Source organism: Arthrobacter zhaoguopingii, assembly GCF_009828595.1.
Taxonomy (GTDB): domain Bacteria; phylum Actinomycetota; class Actinomycetes; order Actinomycetales; family Micrococcaceae; genus Arthrobacter_D; species Arthrobacter_D zhaoguopingii.
Map to the genome: position 1 here is coordinate 126,515 of NZ_WPNY01000009.1, position 19,267 is coordinate 145,781.

The window sequence follows — 19,267 nt, forward strand, 5'->3', positions numbered from 1 at the left end:
TACCCGAGAAGACGTCGGCAACCCAGGGCAACGGCACAGGCTAACGAAAGCCGTTGAATAGAACGCCGCGCACACGCGGACCGGGGATGTCCGAGCTAAGCCAGATTTGTAGTGCTCGCCCGTCAACCTGTTAGGTTGGCGGAATGGTTGATCCCTCTGTACGCGATGAGATTGCAGCCTTCGTCGCCGAGCGCGACTGGGCCCAGTTCCATACGCCGGAGAATCTCGCAAAGAGCATCGTCATTGAGGCCAGCGAACTACTCGAGTGCTTCCAGTGGAATGCGGATGCCGACGACGCGCGGGTCCGTGAAGAATTGGCTGATGTGCTCACGTACTGCCTTCTGCTGGCCGATCGAATAGGTGTCGATCCTAACCGGATAGTGCTCGACAAGCTCGCAAAGACGCGGGAGAAGTACCCCATTGAGAAAGCACGCGGGCGAAGCGCCAAGTATGACGCCCTTTGAGATTCAGCGGCTTGACTTCACTCCCGCCGCCGTCGCCGACTGGGCGCCGCTGAACCACCGCAACACGAATTGGCCGATCGTCTACGTATTGGACAACGCCATGGGTGCTATGCACGGCGCCCATAGAGCAGGTTTGAGCGATGTCTACGTGGGGGAGTCACGCAACGCGGCGGCGCGAATGCATCAGCATTTCGCCTCCCCGGAAAAGCAACATCTCAGTACGGTGCGCGTCGTTGTCGACGCCACCTTCAACAAGTCCGTATGCCTCGACCTCGAGTCCTATCTCATTCGAATGCTTGCAGGAGACGGTGCATACCGGGTGCTGAACCGGAACGACGGCATCGTCGAGGCCGCCTACTACAATCGACATCTGTATAGGAAGACCTTCCACGAAGTCTTCGAGCGTCTCAGGGATGATGGCGTTTTCAGCCGGAGCATTCCTGAGATAGAGAACAGCGACCTCTTCAAGCTATCGCCCTTCAAAGAGTTGACCCGGGATCAAGCCGTCGCCGTCGAGGGAATACTCGAAGGAATGTTCGAGGACCTACAAGCAGGCTCTCGCAGCGCAATCGTCATCCAAGGTGACCCGGGCACAGGTAAGACGGTTGTCGCGATCTACATGCTCAAGTTGATCGTTGATATCGCCAGCGCGGCGCCCGCAGTAGATCTCGACAGTGACTCGATGTTTTCCGAGTTCTTCGTCGAGGACTATGCCGCTCTTCTCGCTGGACTACGCATCGGACTCGTGGTGCCCCAACAGTCCCTGCGCGAGTCGATCAGGAAGGTTTTTCGAAAGACGCCAGGACTGCGTCCAGAGATGGTGATGACCGCCTTCGATGTCGGCGTCGCTGATGAGCCCTTCGATCTACTGATCGTCGACGAGTCACATCGTCTCAATCAGCGCGCCAATCAACCTTCCGGAGTGCAGAACAAGAAGTTCCGTGAGATCAACGAGAAGCTCTTCGGCCATGACGATAAGACGAAGACACAACTCGACTGGATTCACGCGAAGAGCAAGAACCAAATATTTCTCCTAGACGCGGCGCAAAGCGTTCGGCCGGCGGACCTATCTCCCGAGCTCCTGCACGAACTGGTTGTGGAAGCCAAGGGCGCAAGTAGACACTATCCGCTTGTGTCGCAGATGCGGGTGCGAGCGGGATCCGACTATGTGGGATATGTCAGGCGCATTCTTGGGGCCACAGATGGGCCAACGGGGCCGATGTCAGCGGAAAGCTTCGAGGGATACGACTTCCGCTTGTTCGAGAGCATTGCCGACATGCGTGCCGAGATACTGCGGCGAGATGCGGAAGCCGGCTTATCGAGGTTGGTGGCCGGGTATGCGTGGCCGTGGAAGACGAAGGTCGATAAGACCGCCTACGACATTGAGATCGAGGGGAACCAGTTCCGCTGGAACAGCATCCAGACGGACTGGATCGCCTCCTCAAAGTCGCGGGAGGAAGTCGGGTCGATACACACCGTGCAGGGGTACGACCTCAACTACGCGGGCGTGATCATCGGACCCGATCTCCGCTACGACGTCGCTGGAAAGAGGATTGTCGTCGACCGGGGCTCGTACTTCGACAAGAAGGGCAAGGAGAACAATCCGGTTTTGGGCAAGATCTACACAGACGACGATCTCTTGCGGTTCATCCAGAACATTTATGCCGTGCTGCTGACGCGAGGCATCAGAGGAACCTACGTGTATGTGTCCGACCCTGGCCTACGGGCGTACTTGCGCGCCTTCATTCCGAATAGCCCACCGAACCAAGTCGGATTGCAGTGAGCGATGGTTCGGCCTCGTTAGTTTGTTTGGAACGCGGAGATTCATTGATCTGCCCACCTGAATGTTCGAGGCGGTGCCGGCGGTGGTCGGCCCCTCCGGTAGGAAAGATGACGAACCGTGATGATCATCATCACGGGAGCGATTTGGTGCGCGGATCCCCGGCGGCACCGGTCGACTTCGTCCACTCCGCCGTCGAATGATATTCATAGACAGTGCCAGCAGTTAGAAAGCTCCCGTCCGCCCATATCCTTCGTCAGCTTCGCCTTCAGGGGAAGACGCTCAAGGAGATTGGTGATACTTACCAGGTAACGGAATCGTCGGTCTGGCGTGCGATGGAACGAGCCAACCTGATCGACGCCCGCCCCACAGTCAGCGACATGTTGCCTTGGAAGATCCAAAACCAGCACAAAACGACGGCAGTTATGGAGCGATTCCGCACAATCTCGAAACAGAAAAACGGACTGGATACGACGGCGGAGGAAGAACGTCTACTCGACAATTGGCTACGGGGACTCGCCGACAATGATGTCATTGTGAATTATCACCCCGACGCTCCGCCGAACGACGCCTCCAGCAAGGGAGGGTTCTACTACGTTCCGCGGGCACCCGAGGACACATGGATTGTTCGGCTACCGTCGGACTGAATCTCGACGTTCACCCCGAAAAACGAACCTTGCTAGGAGGTTGCCGAAGATTGCGGAGGAGTCCAGTCGAGTACGCGGAACCCAGGCTTTCGCGACATTCGCCGGGGAGGTTCCGGCGTGAAGACCTGTTTGTGCGGGGCCCGGCTGAGTCCAAGGTCGAGGATTTCGCGAAGAGGACGGGCGTGTTCTACGCAAAGATCGCTGGTGGTGATCGATCCTGACACACTCACAGTCCATGAAGCAGTTCCAAGTTTTCCGCATACAGCACATGCGCGGGCATAGCCTTCTTTCATTCCATCTAACCTAGCGGGTGCCAGCAACTCGAGCTGAATACCCCGAGTCCCGGACGTCATGTGCTGCAACGATCAAGCCTCGAAATCCGCTCGATAGTGGCGGGCTCATCCGGTCCAACGGACAGTTACGCCGCGGTGCCGCGGTCATTGGTACCTAGATCGCGCCCGGTGGCCTTGAGTACTGTCAGTGAATGGTGTGGCTATGGTCGGGGGGATCTGCAGGTGGATCGTCGCCAGCCGTCAGCAACGGGGTCATTCAACAACTCGATTGACCCTGCTCGGGTTGGGGCGACGCGTGAGCACCAATGTGTGTCGTGAACGGCGCACATCGTCCCCCGAACTATGCTGCTTATGAAGCATTCTTGCTTGAGCACCAACAAAGCCTCGAACCTGGAGCCCAAAAAATCTATGAAGGCAGATTCACCCCACTGGAGGGTAATGGGCCCGCCTGCGACGCCGGAAGAGGCCGCCGCACTCGAGGCCTTCCGCGAGGTGTTGCCCGACGACGGACGCACTACTGCCTGGGTCAACCTGACCTTCATCGACACCAACAATCGAACGGCCGAAGTCGACGTCCTGCTCCTTACACCCGTGGGGCTGTTCTGCGTGGAGCTCAAGGGCTGGCACGGAACCATTACCGGCGATTCTCAGCGCTGGTACCAACCGGGCAAAACTCACCCAAACCCGTTCCTCGTTACTGACCGGAAGGGAAAACGCCTCGCCTCCCTGCTCAAGTCCTACGCGTCAGGTCGGCACGAGGAGCAGGCAATCCCATGGGTAAATGCCCTAGTCGTGCTGCACGGCCAAGGATCGACCTTCGCGGTGGATGCCTCGGGCCGTGCGGGAGTCGTCAAGCTGGATAAGTACAACGTCAGTTCCAAGCCGCCGCTTCAGCGCCTGAGCGAGTTCCTTACGACGCCGCCGGCGGACCCGAGGGATCACATCGACCCGCAGCGTGCCCAGATCGTACGGCGCCTGTGTGAAAAGGCGGACTTCCGCCCAACCCCCAAGACGCGGATGGTTGGCGACTATGCGGTCGTTGATTCCGATCCGGTCGCGGAAGGGGTCGACTGGCAGGACGTCGTCGTCACCCACCCGAACCTTGCCAAGATCAAACAGCGACTGCGTTTGTACGATGTTCCGCCCAAGGCTGCAGCGTCAGAGCGCAAGCGGATTGAGCAGCTCGCTCAGCGCGAATTCCAGCTCACTTTCGGCATCCGTCATGAGGGCATTGCGGTGCCCCAGCAGTTCCTGGTCACGGACGACGGGCCCGCTCTTGTCTTCGAGTACAAAGAAGACGAGCGGCCGCTTGACGCTTTTCTCGCCGACGAAGGATCTGAGCTTACGCTTGACCAGCGCGTTGCCATGGTCGAGCAGCTGGGGGACATCCTCCGGTTCGCGCACAACCGCCATCTTTTCCACCGCGCTTTGTCCCCCCACCGAGTGTGGGTGCGGCCGTCCCCGGCGGGTCCACGCCTTGAAGTGCGCGACTGGTACTCCGCGCAGAAGGACCGCGAGACGGCCAATTCCACAAGCTGGACCGTCATCAGTCGCGGCGTAACGGACCTGATGGGCCTCACGGGCGCGGTAGATCTTGTGTGGCTCGCCCCCGAGGCGCGACAAACAGTCAGTGATGTGCCCGGTGCTCCCTTGGACGTTTTCGGGTTCGGATCCCTGGCTTTCTTGATTCTCACCGGGAAAACACCCGCGACGACCATTGCCGAGGTTCAAGAAGTCCAGCAGCGGGCAGGGCGGTTCGACCCACGAGCAGTTACTGCCGCGCTGCCGGATGCCCTCGCCGATGTCGTGGCGGAACTGACCTCAGTTGAGGAGGCGGCGCGTCCCGCTTCAATGGAGGATGCGCTGGAATTGGTCCGCAGCGCTTGGGATGAAGTCCGTCGACCTGGCATTCCGACGGCACCAGAGGCCATCAGTGATCCGCTCGATGCCCAAACCGGTGACATGATCGGCGACCGCTTCCTCGTGGCGGGTCGTCGAGGCGAGGGCTCATCCGGTGTCGCGTTTGCGGTGCTCGATGACTCCGCGAGAGATGACAGGGAATACATTCTCAAGGTCGCCCGTGACGATGCAGCCGGACGCAGGATCGACGTCGAGGCAGATGTACTTGCTGGGCTCGAGCACCCGCGTATTGTCCGGCTTATCGAAAGGCTTGAGCTGGGCGGGCGCGGCGTCCTGCTCATGTCGGATGCAGGCAGGGAGACCCTCGCCACGCGTTTGGTCAAGGAAGGCCAGTCAACCCTGGAGCAGCTGCAGCGCTGGGGCACCGACCTTTTGGAGTCGATGGCCTATCTCGTCGACGCAGAGGGTGTCTTCCACCGAGATATCAAGCCCGCGAACTTGGGGATCGCGCCGGATCCTGGCTCTCGTAAGCCTCACCTGACTCTGTTCGACTTCTCGTTGGCCCGGGAACCACTGGACAACACCGCTTCTGGCACACCCGGCTACCTTGACCCTTTTTTGGGGAAGGGACGGCGCACCCGCTATGACCGCGCGGCCGAATTGTGGTCGGTCTCGGCGACTCTATTTGAGATGGCCACTGGTGTGCTGCCCTGGTGGCCTAATGGTGCGAGCAAACCCGCCAGCGCCTCTGATCAGCCGGTAATCGAGCCGACCTCGTTCGATCCCGCAGTGAGCGCTCCTCTCACCGAGTTCTTCAAAAAGGCGTTGTCACCGGATGCGAAAGAGCGGTTCGGGAACGTCGAGGACCTGCTGCACGCCTGGTCGGATGTATTCGGTAGCCTTGCCCTGGATATCGATGCCAGGCAGAAGGACGACGAGCTCGCTTCCAAGGTGACGCTCGAGACGCCGCTTGAACAGTCCGGTCTGTCAGCGCACGCATTGTCCGCGCTGCGGCGACTCGACGGGATCGTGACGGTCGGTGACATTCTCGGCGTTCATCCGGTCAAGATCAACGGCATCCGCGGCCTGGGAGAGACCTACCGCAAGGAGATTCAGGCCCGAATCTCGCAGTGGCGTTCAGCCCTGCGCCCGGCAGAGCCATCTCAAGGCGCCGAGGTGACCCTCGGTGTGAACCGTGTGGTGGACAACCTCCTCGAGATGCTTCCCGCAGGGAACCAGCCCATTGCGCATGGACTCCTAGGCTTGGCCGGGGACGCGTCGTGGCCCACGGCGGCCGATATAGCAGCCACCTTTCAGACCACACGTGATCGCGTCACCAGCATGCTCGAGGACGCAGTCGGCAAATGGTCGAGGGACCAGGCGTTCCTCAGCGCGCTCGAGGAGCTTACCAAGATCATCGGGGACGCGGGGCGCGTCATGACAGTGCCGGAGGCGGCCGGTGCTCTCCTGACCCTCCGCGGTTCCACGCTCGACGGCGCTGAGCGTTCGGCGTATGGCACGGCCCTCATTCGGGCGATCGTCGAGTTCGACGCACGCAATATCCATCCTGTCTTCGTGCTGCGACGCCGTGCAGCCAAGGCCAATCTACTGGCGCTGAGCGAGCACACAGGAGATTCGGAAGACGTGATTCTTCCTCCCGCGGACCTGCTGCTGGACTTGGCCGGTGAACTAGGAAGCAAAGCAGATGATCTCATCGCAGGCGGCGTCATAGCCGCCAGTACAGCGATCAACGAACTACGCGCTCTCGTCGACGAACTCGGGGGTACCGGCCAGTGGCAGGTGAGCGACACCCGCCTGCTGCGCTTGGCTGCCGCCGCGAGCCAGAACGCTGCCGTTTCGGGGTTTAAGGAACTGTACCCGAGCTCGCTGCCGATCAAGGAGGCACTGGAGCACGCGATGCGCGGCAAGCCGGGACGCTCCATCAGCCAGCTGGCGGTGCGGCGCTCTCTTAGCGCGCGGTTCCCGCACCTGACCGCACAGCTGCCACGTTCCGACAAGCTCGATACTCTGATGCGGGAGCTGTACCCCGAGCTGGTCAACCGGGACGGCGTTTACTCACCCAAGAGCACTGCCCTATCCAGCACGGGCACGGTGTCAACTACCCAGTTCGCTCCCACTCCGGCGGCCGAGGTCAAGCGCAAACTTACTGAGTCAATCAATAGGCACGGGGCGTTTACGCTCACCGTCGCACCCAAGCGGTACGTCTCGGCTACACGCGCGTTGGCCTCAGAATTTGACGTCGAGATCCTTGACATCGCAGATCTCGTAATTAGCACATCCAAAGCGAGGATTGAGAAGGCTGGCGGCATTTGGAGGGGTTTGCTTGGCTATGATGCGCTGGACCGTGACAGCAAGGAGTGGAAATCACTGCTGAACGTTGTTCAGGGAGCCGTCGAACCGATCTGGAGCGATCGACTCGGCGCAGAAAGGCCGCTTCTGCTGACCAATGCTGGACCTCTTGTGCGTTACGGCATGACTTCTCTGCTTGCAACCCTTCTCGACACCGGCACCAAACGCCCCGCTGCACGATGGCTCCTGGTGGCCAAGCCTGGCGACGCCCGTGCTCCACTGCTGGAAGGCCGGTCCGTACCGCTGGGTCCGAGTGGCTGGATCGAGCTTCCACGTGACCTGACCCAGTTCGCCGATGGTGCTATACCTAACCTTCACCGCTCCACCTCGTCCGGAGATTTTGCATGATTGATTCTTCCGCCCTCCTCGTCGGGCTCAGGTCACAGCTCCGGGTTCTGCAGGCCGACCTCAAGCAGCGTGCCGATGACCCGGGCACGGTGTGGGGTGCTTCCCTGCAGCAGCAGTATGCCGAAGCGCTGGGGCGCGAGCGTACGGGCCTATCGTGGTCTGCGTGGCGGGATAATGAGGTTGATCAGGCGGCCGTCTCGTGGATTCTTGCGACGACGTTCGTGCGGTTTTGTGAGGACAATGATCTGCTGGCCGGTGCCACCCTCGGAGGAATGCCGGTGCCGGTTGGCTGGATCGCCGGTCCAGGCGACCGTATCCTGCGTGCGCGGGAGAACCAGACCGCGTATTTCCGCACCAACACCAGCCACCACGACCGTGACTGGCTTCAGCGGTCCTTCCGGGTGCTCGCGGCTCAGCCCGCCGGGGCGGCGCTCGTCGACCCCCGGCACAATCCTGTGTGGAGCGCTGAGATCAGTGCTGAGGCCGCCAAGGGCCTCCTCGATTTCTGGCGCCGGACCGACGCCGATGGCGCGCTGGTGCATGACTTCACCGACCCAGGCCTGGACACCCGTTTCCTGGGCGATCTGTATCAGGATCTGTCCGAGCATGCCAAGAAGACCTACGCGCTGCTGCAGACGCCGGTGTTCGTTGAGGAATTCATTCTCGAGCGCACCCTCACCCCGGCCATCGATGAGTTCGGGGTCGACGGACTCAGGCTGATCGATCCGACCTGCGGATCAGGGCACTTCCTGCTCGGTGCCTTTGAGCGTCTGAACCGTCAGTGGGCCGGTGAGGCGCCAGGCATGGACCCCAAGCAGCGGGTGCGCAGGGCGATGGACTCCATCCATGGGGTTGACCTCAATCCCTTCGCCGTGGCGATCGCCCGTTTCCGCCTCACGGTCGCCGGGATTGTGGCCGCGGGGGAGAAGTCCTTGGTGGGGGTGGAGGAGTGGGGCTTCCACCTGGCCATTGGTGATTCACTGCTCGGCGAGCAGGGCGTCACCGACACCCTTTTCGGCGGAAACACGTACACCTATGCAAGCGAGGACCTCGGTGAACACGCCGATATCCTCCAGCCCGGCCGGTACCACGTCGTCGTAGGCAACCCGCCCTACATCACGGTCAAGGACAAGGTCCTCAACCAGGCATACCGAGAGGCCTATAAAACGGCCGCCGGCAAGTATGCCCTGTCGGTGCCGTTCATGGAGCTGTTCTTCCGTCTCGCGATCAGAGGCGGGACCGGGCAGGGCTCCGGCCACGTCGGTCAGATCACCTCGAACTCGTTCATGAAACGGGAGTTCGGCAAGAAGCTCATCGAGGACCTCTTCGCCGGGCACCACCTGGACAACCCCGTGGATCTGACCTACGTCATCGACACCTCCGGTGCCTACATCCCCGGCCACGGCACCCCGACGGTCATCCTCATCGGACGACGCCGCAGACCCATCTCAGATCAGGTCCGGGCCGTCCTCGGAGTCCGAGGCGAACCCGGCACACCCGAGGACCCGTCAAAAGGCCTCGTCTGGTCCGAAATCACCGATCACCTCGACAGCCCAGGATTCGACGGGGTGTACGTCAGCGTCGCCGACCTTACCCGCCAGACGCTCTCGACCTTCCCCTGGTCCCTCTCCGGCGGCGGCGCGAGTGACGTATTCACGGCTTTGGAGCTCCGGGGGCAGGCGCGCCTCAAATCGGCCCTCTCTATGGACATTGGGTTCGCAAGTTTTCCTGGAAATGACGAACCGTTTTTCCTCGGTGCAGCATGGTTTCGACGGCACGGTGATGCAGCAGGTTTGGGCAAGGAGCTCGTTGCTGGCGATGTGGTCAGGGACTGGCAGGTCCGGTTTGACGAGATGGCCCTGTCACCGTATGACCAACTATTCCAACCTGTTGCGTTCAACCCTGATTCGAGTTGGGGAAAGCATCTTTGGTCCTATCGGCGGATCCTTGAATCGACGACCGGCTTCGGAGGCGAGTCCCGAGAACAAAGCGGTGAAACGTGGTGGACTTGGTATCGCTGGGTTCGAGCGCGTTACCTGACGCCACTTAGTATCACATTCGCTTTCGTGGCGACGCATAACCACTTCGTGCTCGACCGGGGCGGAAGGGTCTTCAAGCAGTCAGCACCCGTGATCAAGCTTCCAGGAAATGCAACGGAGGAACAACACCTCGAGCTGCTTGGCCTGCTGAACAGCTCCTTAGCCTGCTTCTGGCTCAAGCAGGTCAGCCACAACAAGGGCAACGGTGGAATCGGTGGGGGGATCGGCGACGAGGACTGGGAGCCCCGATACGAGTTCACTGGCACGAAGCTGCAGGAGTTTCCACTCCCTGGCAGACTTCCGGGAGTGCGCGCGGCGGTCCTGGACGGACTCTCCCAAGCACTTGATGTGATGGCGCCGCGTGCAGTGGTTTCCAGTTGGCGTGCGGACCGCGCGGAAGGCGAGCTCGCGGACGTGCTCACGACAGCGCACACCCAATGGTCGAGACTGCGGGAGCAGCTCGTCTTTGAGCAGGAGGAACTCGACTGGGAGACGTACGGGCTTTATGGCCTGGTGGAGGAGCCGTTGACCTATGGCGGTTCAGCTATCGAGGCGATTAGCCTCGGGCAGCGGGCATTCGAAATTATGCTGGCGCGCCGCATTGAACGTGCCGAGGAGGAGTCGGCCTGGTTCGAGAGGCATCGATCCGTGGCGACGGTTGATGTGCCGGCGGAGTGGCCTGAAGACTACCGCGCACTCGTTGAGAAGCGGCTCGACTTGATCCAGTCCGACCGGAGGATCCGGATACTCGAGCGTCCGGAGTACAAGCGCCGGTGGGTGACGGTTCCGTGGGAGAAGCAGCTCCGAGAAGCCCTGAGGACGGCGATCTTGGATCGACTTGAGGACGAGGCTCTGTGGCGAGATCACCAGGGGCCAACTACCCGTTCGGTGTCCCAGCTGGCAGACCTGCTGCGCCTCGACCAACGTCTGCTGGAACTGGCCCGGCAGCTGACTGGAACTGCAGAACCTGATCTGGTTGCGGTGATCGGTGCTCTGGCCCCGGCTGAAGCTGTTCCTTATCTCGCGGCGTACCGGTATAAGGCCCCGGGTGTGGAGAAGTTCCGTGAATGGCAGGCGGTGTGGGATCTGCAGCGGCGCGAGGATCTAGGGGAGAAGGTAACGATTCCTGTTCCGCCAAAGTACTCCACGTCCGACTTCCAGAAGGTTGAATACTGGAGAGTCCGCGGCAAGCTTGATGTGCCCAAGGAGCGGTTTGTGCTGTATCCAGGCGTGGGCCGCGAGGGAGACAACACCGTCGTGCTGGGCTGGGCCGGCTGGAATCACCGGGACCAAGCAGTCGCCCTGGTGCGAGAGATCATGAGCCAGCAGGCTCGTGGCGTATCGGACGAAGCTCTGCTGCCGATGGTAGCCGGACTGGTGGAGCTGGAACCATGGCTGCACCAGTGGCACACCGAGCTCGAACCCGAATTCGGATCCAGCGCGGCGCAGGCGGTCACCGGTCAGATCGACCAGCTCCTGACCCAGCTGCAAACCACCCGCCAGAACACCAGCGCGTGGCGACCACCTGCAGCAACGCGAAGCCGTAAACGTGCCTGACCAAACTAAGTGCCATGCCCTGAGCAGATCAATTGACGCGATGAACGGAATACTCCACCGATGAGCACCTCGACCACAGACGCCCTGGCCATGATGCTGCGCGACGCGATCCACGTTCCCGAGGCCGTCCACGACGATGACTTCGTAATGCGCATCCACGAGGGTGTCCCCGCAGCCGAGCAGACCCTTAAGGATTATGTTGTAACCGAGAAAATCGCCGAAGCGTTCGGCGAGGGCCTGACCTTAGCGAAGTCGGCGCTTGCTCGCGGTAACGCGAAGGGCGCGTTCATCCACGGTTCGTTCGGTGCAGGTAAGTCGCACTACATGGCCGTCATGCACCTGCTCCTCAGCGGAAACCCTCAAGCACGTGCGTTGGAAGGACTGCAGTCCGTCGTAGCACAGCACGCAGACGTACTGTCGAGGCGATTCCTGGCGGTCGACTACCACCTCATCGGCGCTGAGTCATTTGAATCCGCCTTGTTCTCGGGGTACATCAACACGGTCAAGGAAAAGCACCCGGAAGCTGCTCCGCCCGTCCTTCACCAGAGTGACCTGTTGTTCCAGAATGCTCAGGAGCTGCGGGCTCAGATGGGCGACGAGCTCTTCTTCTCGAAGTTCGAAACCAACTTTGACCCTGTGCTTGGAAGCCTTAGCGACGGGGGCCTGACTCCTGCTGACCTTGATGCCGCGGCCAACGGCACAGCAAGCGTCCGTAAGCGGCAGGATGTGGCCGCGAAGCTCGTGCAAACCTACTTCCCGGCCTACACCTCCACCTCCGCATGGCTGCCCATTGACCAAGGCATGCGCATCATGACGGCCCATGCAAAAGACTTGGAATACGACGGACTGGTGCTGTTCCTGGACGAACTAGTCCTCTGGTTGGCTAACCATCTGAGGGACTCAGCCTTCATACAGAACGAGACCTCAAAGGTGGCCAAGCTGGTAGAAACCGGGTCGGGACAAATGGCAATTCCGATGATCTCGTTCGTCGCCCGCCAGCGCGCGCTGAAGGACTTCCTCGGCGGAGGTAACGCCGGTGCTGAGCAGGTCGCCCTTGAGGACTCGTTCCAGTGGTGGGAGGACAGATTCGATAAGATAACGCTCGCTGCAGCGGACCTGCCGGAGATCGTGAACAAACGTCTGCTGACGCCTACCTCCACGGCAGGAAAGACCGCGCTGGCTGCTGCTGTTGCGCGAATTCGAGCCAATCCCACGGATTGGAAGCACTTGCTGACAGACGCGGCAGGATCCGGTGCAGTCGACTTTGAGAAGGTCTACCCGTTCTCCCCTGCACTCGTAGATGCGATGGTGGCGCTTTCGGCGATCATGCAACGTGAGCGCACAGCCCTGAAAATCATGAGCGAGCTGCTTTATAGGGGGCGCGATGAACTCACTGCCGGCGACCTTATCCCGGTTGGCGACCTGTTCGACGCCGTCGTGCTCGGTGACGCAAAGCCGCTAACCGAGGATATGGTCAAGATCTTCGAGGCAGCCGCGTCCTTCTACCGGGGCAAAATGCGCCCCTATCTCCTCGATAAACACCGCGTCAGCGAAACGGATTCTCGAGCTCTCGATCGACACCACGCATTCCGTCGGGAGGACCGCCTCGCCAAGACTCTCCTTGTAGCGGCCATCGCGCCCGGTGCCACGTCACTGAGGGATCTCACTGCGTCCAAGCTCGCTGCGCTCAACTACGGCAGTGTCGTGTCGATGTTCGGTGGGAACGTTTCAGGCCCTGTCGTGACCATGGCCACGGAGTGGCAGGCAAAGTTTTCTGAGATCACGGTTGGATCAACTGCGGACCCGGTGATCAGCCTGCAGCTCACGGGCGTGGACTTCGACGCCATCCTCGCGCACGTCACGCAGGAGGACTCCCACGCAAACCGCCGTCGACTGATCCGGGACACGCTCGTCACCGAAATTGGTGCCGCCGCTACCGGTTCATATGCCGGTGAATACTCGCTCGACCACGTCTGGCGCGGCCAGAAAAGAGCGGTCGATGTCGTGTTCGGGAACGTGCGGGACAAAGCGGCGCTCCCCGTTGAGGCTTTGAAGGCCTCAGACGGCAGATGGAAACTCGTGGTGGATTTCCCGTTCGACGACATGGACGACCGCGCTCCATCCGACGACATCGAGCGCATCTACACACTTCGGCAGGAAGGCGTCGTCAGTGACACGATCGCTTGGGTGCCGCATTTTCTCTCCGCTCAGCGCATGGAAGACGTCGGTAAGCTGGTTCAGCTCGAGTACCTGCTCACCGGCGACCGGTTCGACCAGTACGCCGCAAACCTGCCAGTCAACGACCGCGAGCCGGCACGGCGCCTGCTCGCCGGTCAGCGCGAATCGCTGCGAGGCCAGCTGGCCGCGCTCCTGCGTCAGGCTTACGGCGTCGACGCCAGGAACGAGGAAAACCTCGGCAGCTTCGTCACCGGGACCAACTTCGTCACCCTTGCCGACGGTTTCACGCCAGCGCAGCCCTCTGCGGCAACATTGCGCGGCGCCGTTGTGACAGTGCTTGGTTCTGCTCTGACAGCGCGGTACCCCAAGCACCCTGAGATTGAGCGCGGCACCGAGGAAGTCCGCCGAATCGAGTTGAATGCTGTCCTTGAGTTGGCACGTAACGCTGTGGACGCCGGCGGACGGCTATCGGATGTCGAACGGTCAATCGGAACCCGAGTTCGTCGCGTTGTAGCTGCCTACGACGTCGGAGCACTGCGTGAAACCACGTATGCGCTGGACCCTCAGCACTTCGGATTCTTCGATGAGTTCACCCGAGCCGCGGGTGCCGGAGATGTAACTGTCGGGACTCTGCGCAATGCGCTCACGGAGCGGGGGTTGACGAGCGACACCATGGACCTGCTCGTCCTGGCCTGGGCAAAGATTACTGACCGCGAGTGGTACCGTGCAGCTGCCCGCATGCCCGAACCGGGCATTGGTGCGCTTACCCCCGATATGCTGCTGCGCGAACCTCGACTGCCGTCCGAGGAGGAGTGGCAGATCGCGCTGACGCGCGCCAAGGGTTTGTTTGGAGTGGGGGCCGACGAGTATCACTTGTCGACGGCGGCAATGCAGCGTGTCAGTGATGCGCTCGTGTCCAAGGTGCGTCCTGTTAGGAGCACAACTGCGGATGCTGTGAAGGAGCTAGCCGCGCACCGTGACATCCTCGGCTTGGATGAGACGTCTCCGCGTTGGCAAAGCAATTGCCGAGGTCGGGACCTAGTCGCGGCGCTCGCCTCAGCCGATGGCCCCTTGGCAAGGATCGAACTACTTGCCCAGTTCGATCTGCCCGCTGAGCCGCAGTCGATTGCGAACTCAATAAGCGCTGCAGGAGACATCGTCGCGGCGCTACGAGGAGCAAATTGGGGCCTCATCCAGAAATTACCGGCACTAAAGGGTGAACGGGCAACCCGTGCACTGGTGCAGCTGCGTGATGTTGCGCGGCGGGCAGAGCTTCACGCTTCACTCAAGCCAGCGCTTGATGTTGCAGCAAGTGAAGCAACCGAGGCACTTCTTGAGGACCCAGATGAGGTCGGGCGGCGGCGTGAGGCGGACGAGCGCCGGAAGCAGGAGCATGCAACTCAAGAGGAGGAGTTGCGGATACGCGAGGCGGAGATCGCCCGCCAGCTTAAAGAGCTGGAGCGGAAACAGCGCGAGGACCAAGAGCGGAAATGGCTCGAAGAGGAAGAGCGGAATCGGCGCGAGGAAGAAGAGCGGAAACGGCGCGAGGAAGAAGAGCGGAAACGGCGCGAAGACGAGGAACGAAGGTCTACGGAGCACAGCCAAGTGGTCGCACGCGTGGTCGAGGTGCAGGACATCGGGAGGAAGATCAGTGAGGAGCTGACCCATCCGGTCCAAGGCAAGAATCTGCGGGTGAGTTGGAGATGGGAGTGAACCGAGTACCGGCTGAAGCCACCCGTGCGGTTGCCGTTTCTGAGGCGCTCCTGCGGTCCCGAGCCGCTGAGCTGATCTCTAAAGGCGGAGATTCACGCGTTCTCGTGATGCGTGCTCAGCCCCGTTGGCAGGGTGACCTATTGACAGTTGCGGGCGAGCGGGTCCGGATAGTCGAGGGCATCTCCCAGCTGGCGATCCTCGACGCCTATGCAGGCCTGTCTGACGATGAGTATCTGGTGGTGCTCACCGACCGGCCCCGCACTGATCTGGGTGACACAGTTCTTGCGCGGGCCTACCGTCAACAGATCGAGGACCCCGACGAGTGGGGCAGCGTCCCTGCACTGTTTCGTGGAGCGCGGGAAGTCAGCCGAGACCTGCGCCGGCTTGAGTGGGCCGCCACCGCCCTCCTTGACTACCAACCTGCCGGGGGCTGGGCACCGTCAAGCGATCTTGCGGTCAGTGCTGAACACGCCGTTGGCGGTTTGCTGGCGCACCTGTTGGGGGTCGACGCTGGGGCCCTCGACGGCGTTGTCATCCTCACCGCTCTGAGCAATGGAGCTCGGGCTTCTTGGTCATCGGTGGATGGGGAGTTGCAGTCTGATCTAATCGCGTGGGCCGAGCAGCAGTATGGAACGGCCGCCGGATTTGCGTTGCGGACCACTGCGACCCCAGGTGGGCTCGTCAAACCCCTCGCGCTCGGGCTGGCAATCGATGTGCTGTGGCCCGATCCCGCCGGTGATCTCACTGAAGAGCAGGTCGCCGCGCGTACCCGCTTGCTGGAGCGCTACGGGGCCGGCAGAGCAGTGACCCCGTTGCAGGCGCGGGACATCGCCAACGCCTCGGTGTCCGCCGTGCTGCGCTTGTCCCGCGAGGGCGACCCCGAGGGGCGCCTCGGCGTCGTACTCGACCAAGCTGAAGCGCTGCTGCGTGACAACCTGGGCTGGCCCACCGGCGCCGAGCGTTCGGCAATCCTGCGTCCAGGATTCACAGCACGCCTGCGCACCCTCGGCGCGGCACTCGACGAGAAATCAAATGCTGAGGAAGCGTTGGCGGCGGTGCTCGATCACCGGGAAGCTAACCTGGACGCGAATCACCTCGCACCTCGAATGGCCGTAAGGCTTACCCGCTGGCTGGCCACAGATGAGCAGGAAACGCACAACCTTCGAGGCGACCTTCAGCGGCAGCTTGACGACGGCGCTTGGGTCGACGCTGCGCTTGGGGTGCTCTGGAGCGGATCCACGGACCCTGAGGTAGGTGCTGCCTACGGCCGACTGATCGAGCGAGTGCGAGCCAAGCGGCGATCGAGGGACGAGACAGCCGCGACACATCTAAGTGACTCGCCTGCGGAGAGCGCAATAGCCGACTTGCTACACGAGGGACCGGCGCTCGGTGTTGAGCAGGTTCTGCGTCGCGTCGTTGACCCTTGGAAGGCATTCGGGGGCGTGCTCCTGGTGGTCTTGGACGGAATGAGCGCTGCAATCGCTGCGGACCTCGCTGCTGAGGTCGGGCGTTCGGGGCTTGTCGAGTGGGTTCCAGGCTCCACCAAGCGCCGGCTTGCTGCTGCGGCGGCTCTGCCGTCAATGACGGAACTTTCCAGGACAAGTTTGTTCTGCGGCGAGATTCGGGACGGCAACTCCGTGACTGAAAAGACCGGTCTGGCCAAAGCATTTCCCGGTGCGAGGATGTTCCACAAAGGCGAGCTGCGGGCTTCAGGGGGCGCCCAACTTGCCGATCCCGTGGCAACAGCAATCGCCGACCCTGCGGTGCCGGTCGTCGGCGTCGTCATCAATGCCATTGATGACGCGACGCACAAAAATGACACCGCAGGGCGGCCGTGGACCATGGGAGACCTGGATCCGCTGCGAGCACTGCTCAATGCCGCATCGATCGCTGGACGAGCCGTAGTGATCACCTCCGACCACGGACACGTCGTCGAGCGGCAAACTGAGATGCTTCCAGCCGTGGCCGGTAGTGATTCGAGATGGCGACCAGCCAGCTCCGGTCCGGTTCGACCCGGTGAGGTCCTGGTAAGGGGACCTCGGGTCGCACTCGACGCGGGTGAGGCAGTTTTGCTGTGGCGCGATGACGCGCGCTATGGATCTACCCGGGCCGGCTACCACGGCGGGGCTGCGCTGGCCGAGTTGACTGTGCCGGTGCTTGTGTACCAGCAGTCTCTGGCCCAGAAGGCACCGAAGGGTTGGGAGCAGGCACCACCGCAGGCTCCGGCCTGGTGGAATGACCCTGTCGCCGAGAGGCCACCGGTAACCGTCGCTCCGGTGAGAAAGGTGCAGAAGAAGCATGCAGACGAGACGGGGCCTGCTCTATTTGACCTCGATAAGGTGCCCGCTCCCGTGCAGGCGAGCACGGACGACCTCGTCACCCGTGTGCTTGCATCGGAGGTGTACGCCGACCAGATTAGGCTTGCAGGCCGGGCCGCGAGCACGGCTGGCTCGCTTCTTGAAACCGTTCTGCGGACCCTTGTAGACCGCAGTGGGCGTGCTCACCAAGACACGGTCGCGTCGGCTGCCGGGCTACCGCACGCGGGCATCGGGCAAGGCGTGGCTGTCGTCAGACGCGTCCTGAATGTTGAGGGTTACGACATCCTGTCCTATGACAGCGACGGCGAAACTTTGAGGCTGGACATCGATTTGCTCAAGCAGCAATTCGAGGTGGTGTGATGGTCGAGAATGGGATCAGTCCTCGCCGGCGTAGGGAGATTATCGATGCACTGCGCCGGGGCACGGTGCCACAGCAGGGGCTCGACATCATGGCCGTCGGACTCGGCAGCTTCGAAACAGCCATTGACAATGAGCTGGACGCAACCAGGAACGGAGCAGCGCAATTCAAGGCCGTCCGGGGTGAGTACGGTTCCGGTAAAACGTTCTTCTCGCGCTGGCTGACAGAACGAGCCAAAAGGAAGAACTTCGCCACCGCCGAAATCCAGATTTCTGAAACTGAGACCCCTCTGTACAAGTTGGAGAAGGTCTACCGGCGCATCGTTGAGAACCTCTCGACGCCCACCGTCCCCAGCGGAGCCTTCAGTGAAGTCATTGACGGATGGTTGTACGTACTTGGGCAGGACGTTCAAGCCGCCGGTCCGGTAAACAGCGACGACCTGGAACACCGGACCGAGGAGTTGCTTGAGAAGCGTCTCGCATCGGTGTCAAAGGAGGCGCCGGCATTTGCCATGGCCTTGCGTGCCTATCGCCAGATGAGTGCAAATGGGAAGAACGCCGAGGCGGATGCCCTTCTGGCCTGGCTTGGTGGTCAACCGCACGTTTCGGCAAGCGCACGCCGGACCGCTGGTGTGCGCGGCGAACTCGATCACTTCGGAGCGCTGGGGTTTCTTCAAGGGCTCCTGACAGTCCTGCGCGACTCTGACTACGCGGGGCTCGTCCTCGTGCTGGATGAAGTGGAGACCCTTCAGCGGATGCGATCCGATGTGCGCGAAAAGTCACTGAACGCGCTGCGCCAGCTGATGGATGAGGTCGATAGCGGGCGCTATCCTGGCCTTTACCTGCTGATGACGGGCACGCCCGCCTTCTATGACGGACAGCAGGGGGTCCAGCGGCTTGCACCGCTCGCCCAGCGCCTGCACACTGATTTCGGTTCGGAAGCACGCTTTGACAATCCACGAGCCACGCAAATCCGCCTGCACGGATTCACCCCCGAGTCGTTGGTCGAGCTCGGCAGCCGCGTGCGCGACATCTATGCGACCGGGGCACATTCCGCTGAGCGCATTCACTCGGTCGTTGATGACACTTATATCGCAGGCTTGGCCGCCGCGGTCGCTGGGGAATTGGGCAGCCGAACCGGGGTAGCGCCCCGTGTTTTCCTCAAGAAGCTGGTGGCCGACGTGCTTGACCGCGTGGATCAGTTCCCGGAATTCGACCCGCGTAAACACTACAAGCTCACGCTGAGCGCCTCTGAGCTGACCGACGTCGAGCGGGAAGCCCAGACGCGCGGGGATCTGCGTGCCGCTTCGTCGGTTGACGACGTCGATCTGGAGTTCTAAAGC

Annotated in this window: 8 protein-coding genes; all 8 read left to right on the forward strand. The window is 61.6% G+C overall.

Annotated features, from left to right (window positions below; genetic code table 11):
• The first annotated feature begins 143 nt into the window (after positions 1 to 143).
• The 8 genes from GVV86_RS12930 (at position 144) to brxD (ending at position 19,264) form a co-directional block, all read left to right on the forward strand.
• Complete coding sequence (locus tag GVV86_RS12930) at positions 144 to 464, forward strand: nucleotide pyrophosphohydrolase (protein ID WP_159803034.1); 321 nt, start codon at positions 144 to 146, stop codon at positions 462 to 464.
• Positions 451 to 2,247, forward strand: coding sequence for a DUF2075 domain-containing protein (locus GVV86_RS12935; protein WP_159803035.1), 1,797 nt, complete (start codon positions 451 to 453; stop codon positions 2,245 to 2,247). Before GVV86_RS12930 ends, GVV86_RS12935 begins: the two co-directional genes overlap by 14 nt.
• Positions 2,248 to 2,459: 212 nt before the next feature.
• Entirely contained in the window at positions 2,460 to 2,891 is a 432-nt protein-coding gene (locus tag GVV86_RS12940; RefSeq protein WP_159803036.1) for a hypothetical protein, read from the forward strand.
• Between the two features lie 659 nt (positions 2,892 to 3,550).
• A complete protein-coding gene (gene pglW, locus GVV86_RS12945; protein WP_159803037.1) occupies positions 3,551 to 7,762 on the forward strand; it encodes a BREX system serine/threonine kinase PglW in 4,212 nt (1,403 codons plus the stop codon).
• Entirely contained in the window at positions 7,759 to 11,358 is a 3,600-nt protein-coding gene (gene pglX / locus GVV86_RS12950; RefSeq protein WP_159803038.1) for a BREX-2 system adenine-specific DNA-methyltransferase PglX, read from the forward strand. Before pglW ends, pglX begins: the two co-directional genes overlap by 4 nt.
• 60 nt (positions 11,359 to 11,418) lie before the next feature.
• Complete coding sequence (locus GVV86_RS12955; protein WP_159803039.1) at positions 11,419 to 15,249, forward strand: DUF6079 family protein; 3,831 nt, start codon at positions 11,419 to 11,421, stop codon at positions 15,247 to 15,249.
• Positions 15,240 to 17,927, forward strand: coding sequence for a BREX-2 system phosphatase PglZ (pglZ, locus tag GVV86_RS12960; protein WP_281406959.1), 2,688 nt, complete (start codon positions 15,240 to 15,242; stop codon positions 17,925 to 17,927). Before GVV86_RS12955 ends, pglZ begins: the two co-directional genes overlap by 10 nt.
• A complete protein-coding gene (gene brxD / locus GVV86_RS12965) occupies positions 17,927 to 19,264 on the forward strand; it encodes a BREX system ATP-binding protein BrxD (RefSeq protein ID WP_159803041.1) in 1,338 nt (445 codons plus the stop codon). The genes pglZ and brxD overlap by 1 nt, the downstream gene beginning before the upstream one ends.
• Positions 19,265 to 19,267 lie beyond the last annotated feature (3 nt).

Coding starts and splice junctions, on each gene's coding strand:
- GVV86_RS12930 (WP_159803034.1), top strand. CDS start 144: ATGGTTGATCCCTCTGTACGCGATGAGATTGCAGCCTTCGTCGCCGAG.
- GVV86_RS12935 (WP_159803035.1), top strand. CDS start 451: ATGACGCCCTTTGAGATTCAGCGGCTTGACTTCACTCCCGCCGCCGTC.
- pglX (WP_159803038.1), top strand. CDS start 7,759: ATGATTGATTCTTCCGCCCTCCTCGTCGGGCTCAGGTCACAGCTCCGG.
- GVV86_RS12955 (WP_159803039.1), top strand. CDS start 11,419: ATGAGCACCTCGACCACAGACGCCCTGGCCATGATGCTGCGCGACGCG.
- pglZ (WP_281406959.1), top strand. CDS start 15,240: ATGGGAGTGAACCGAGTACCGGCTGAAGCCACCCGTGCGGTTGCCGTT.
- brxD (WP_159803041.1), top strand. CDS start 17,927: ATGGTCGAGAATGGGATCAGTCCTCGCCGGCGTAGGGAGATTATCGAT.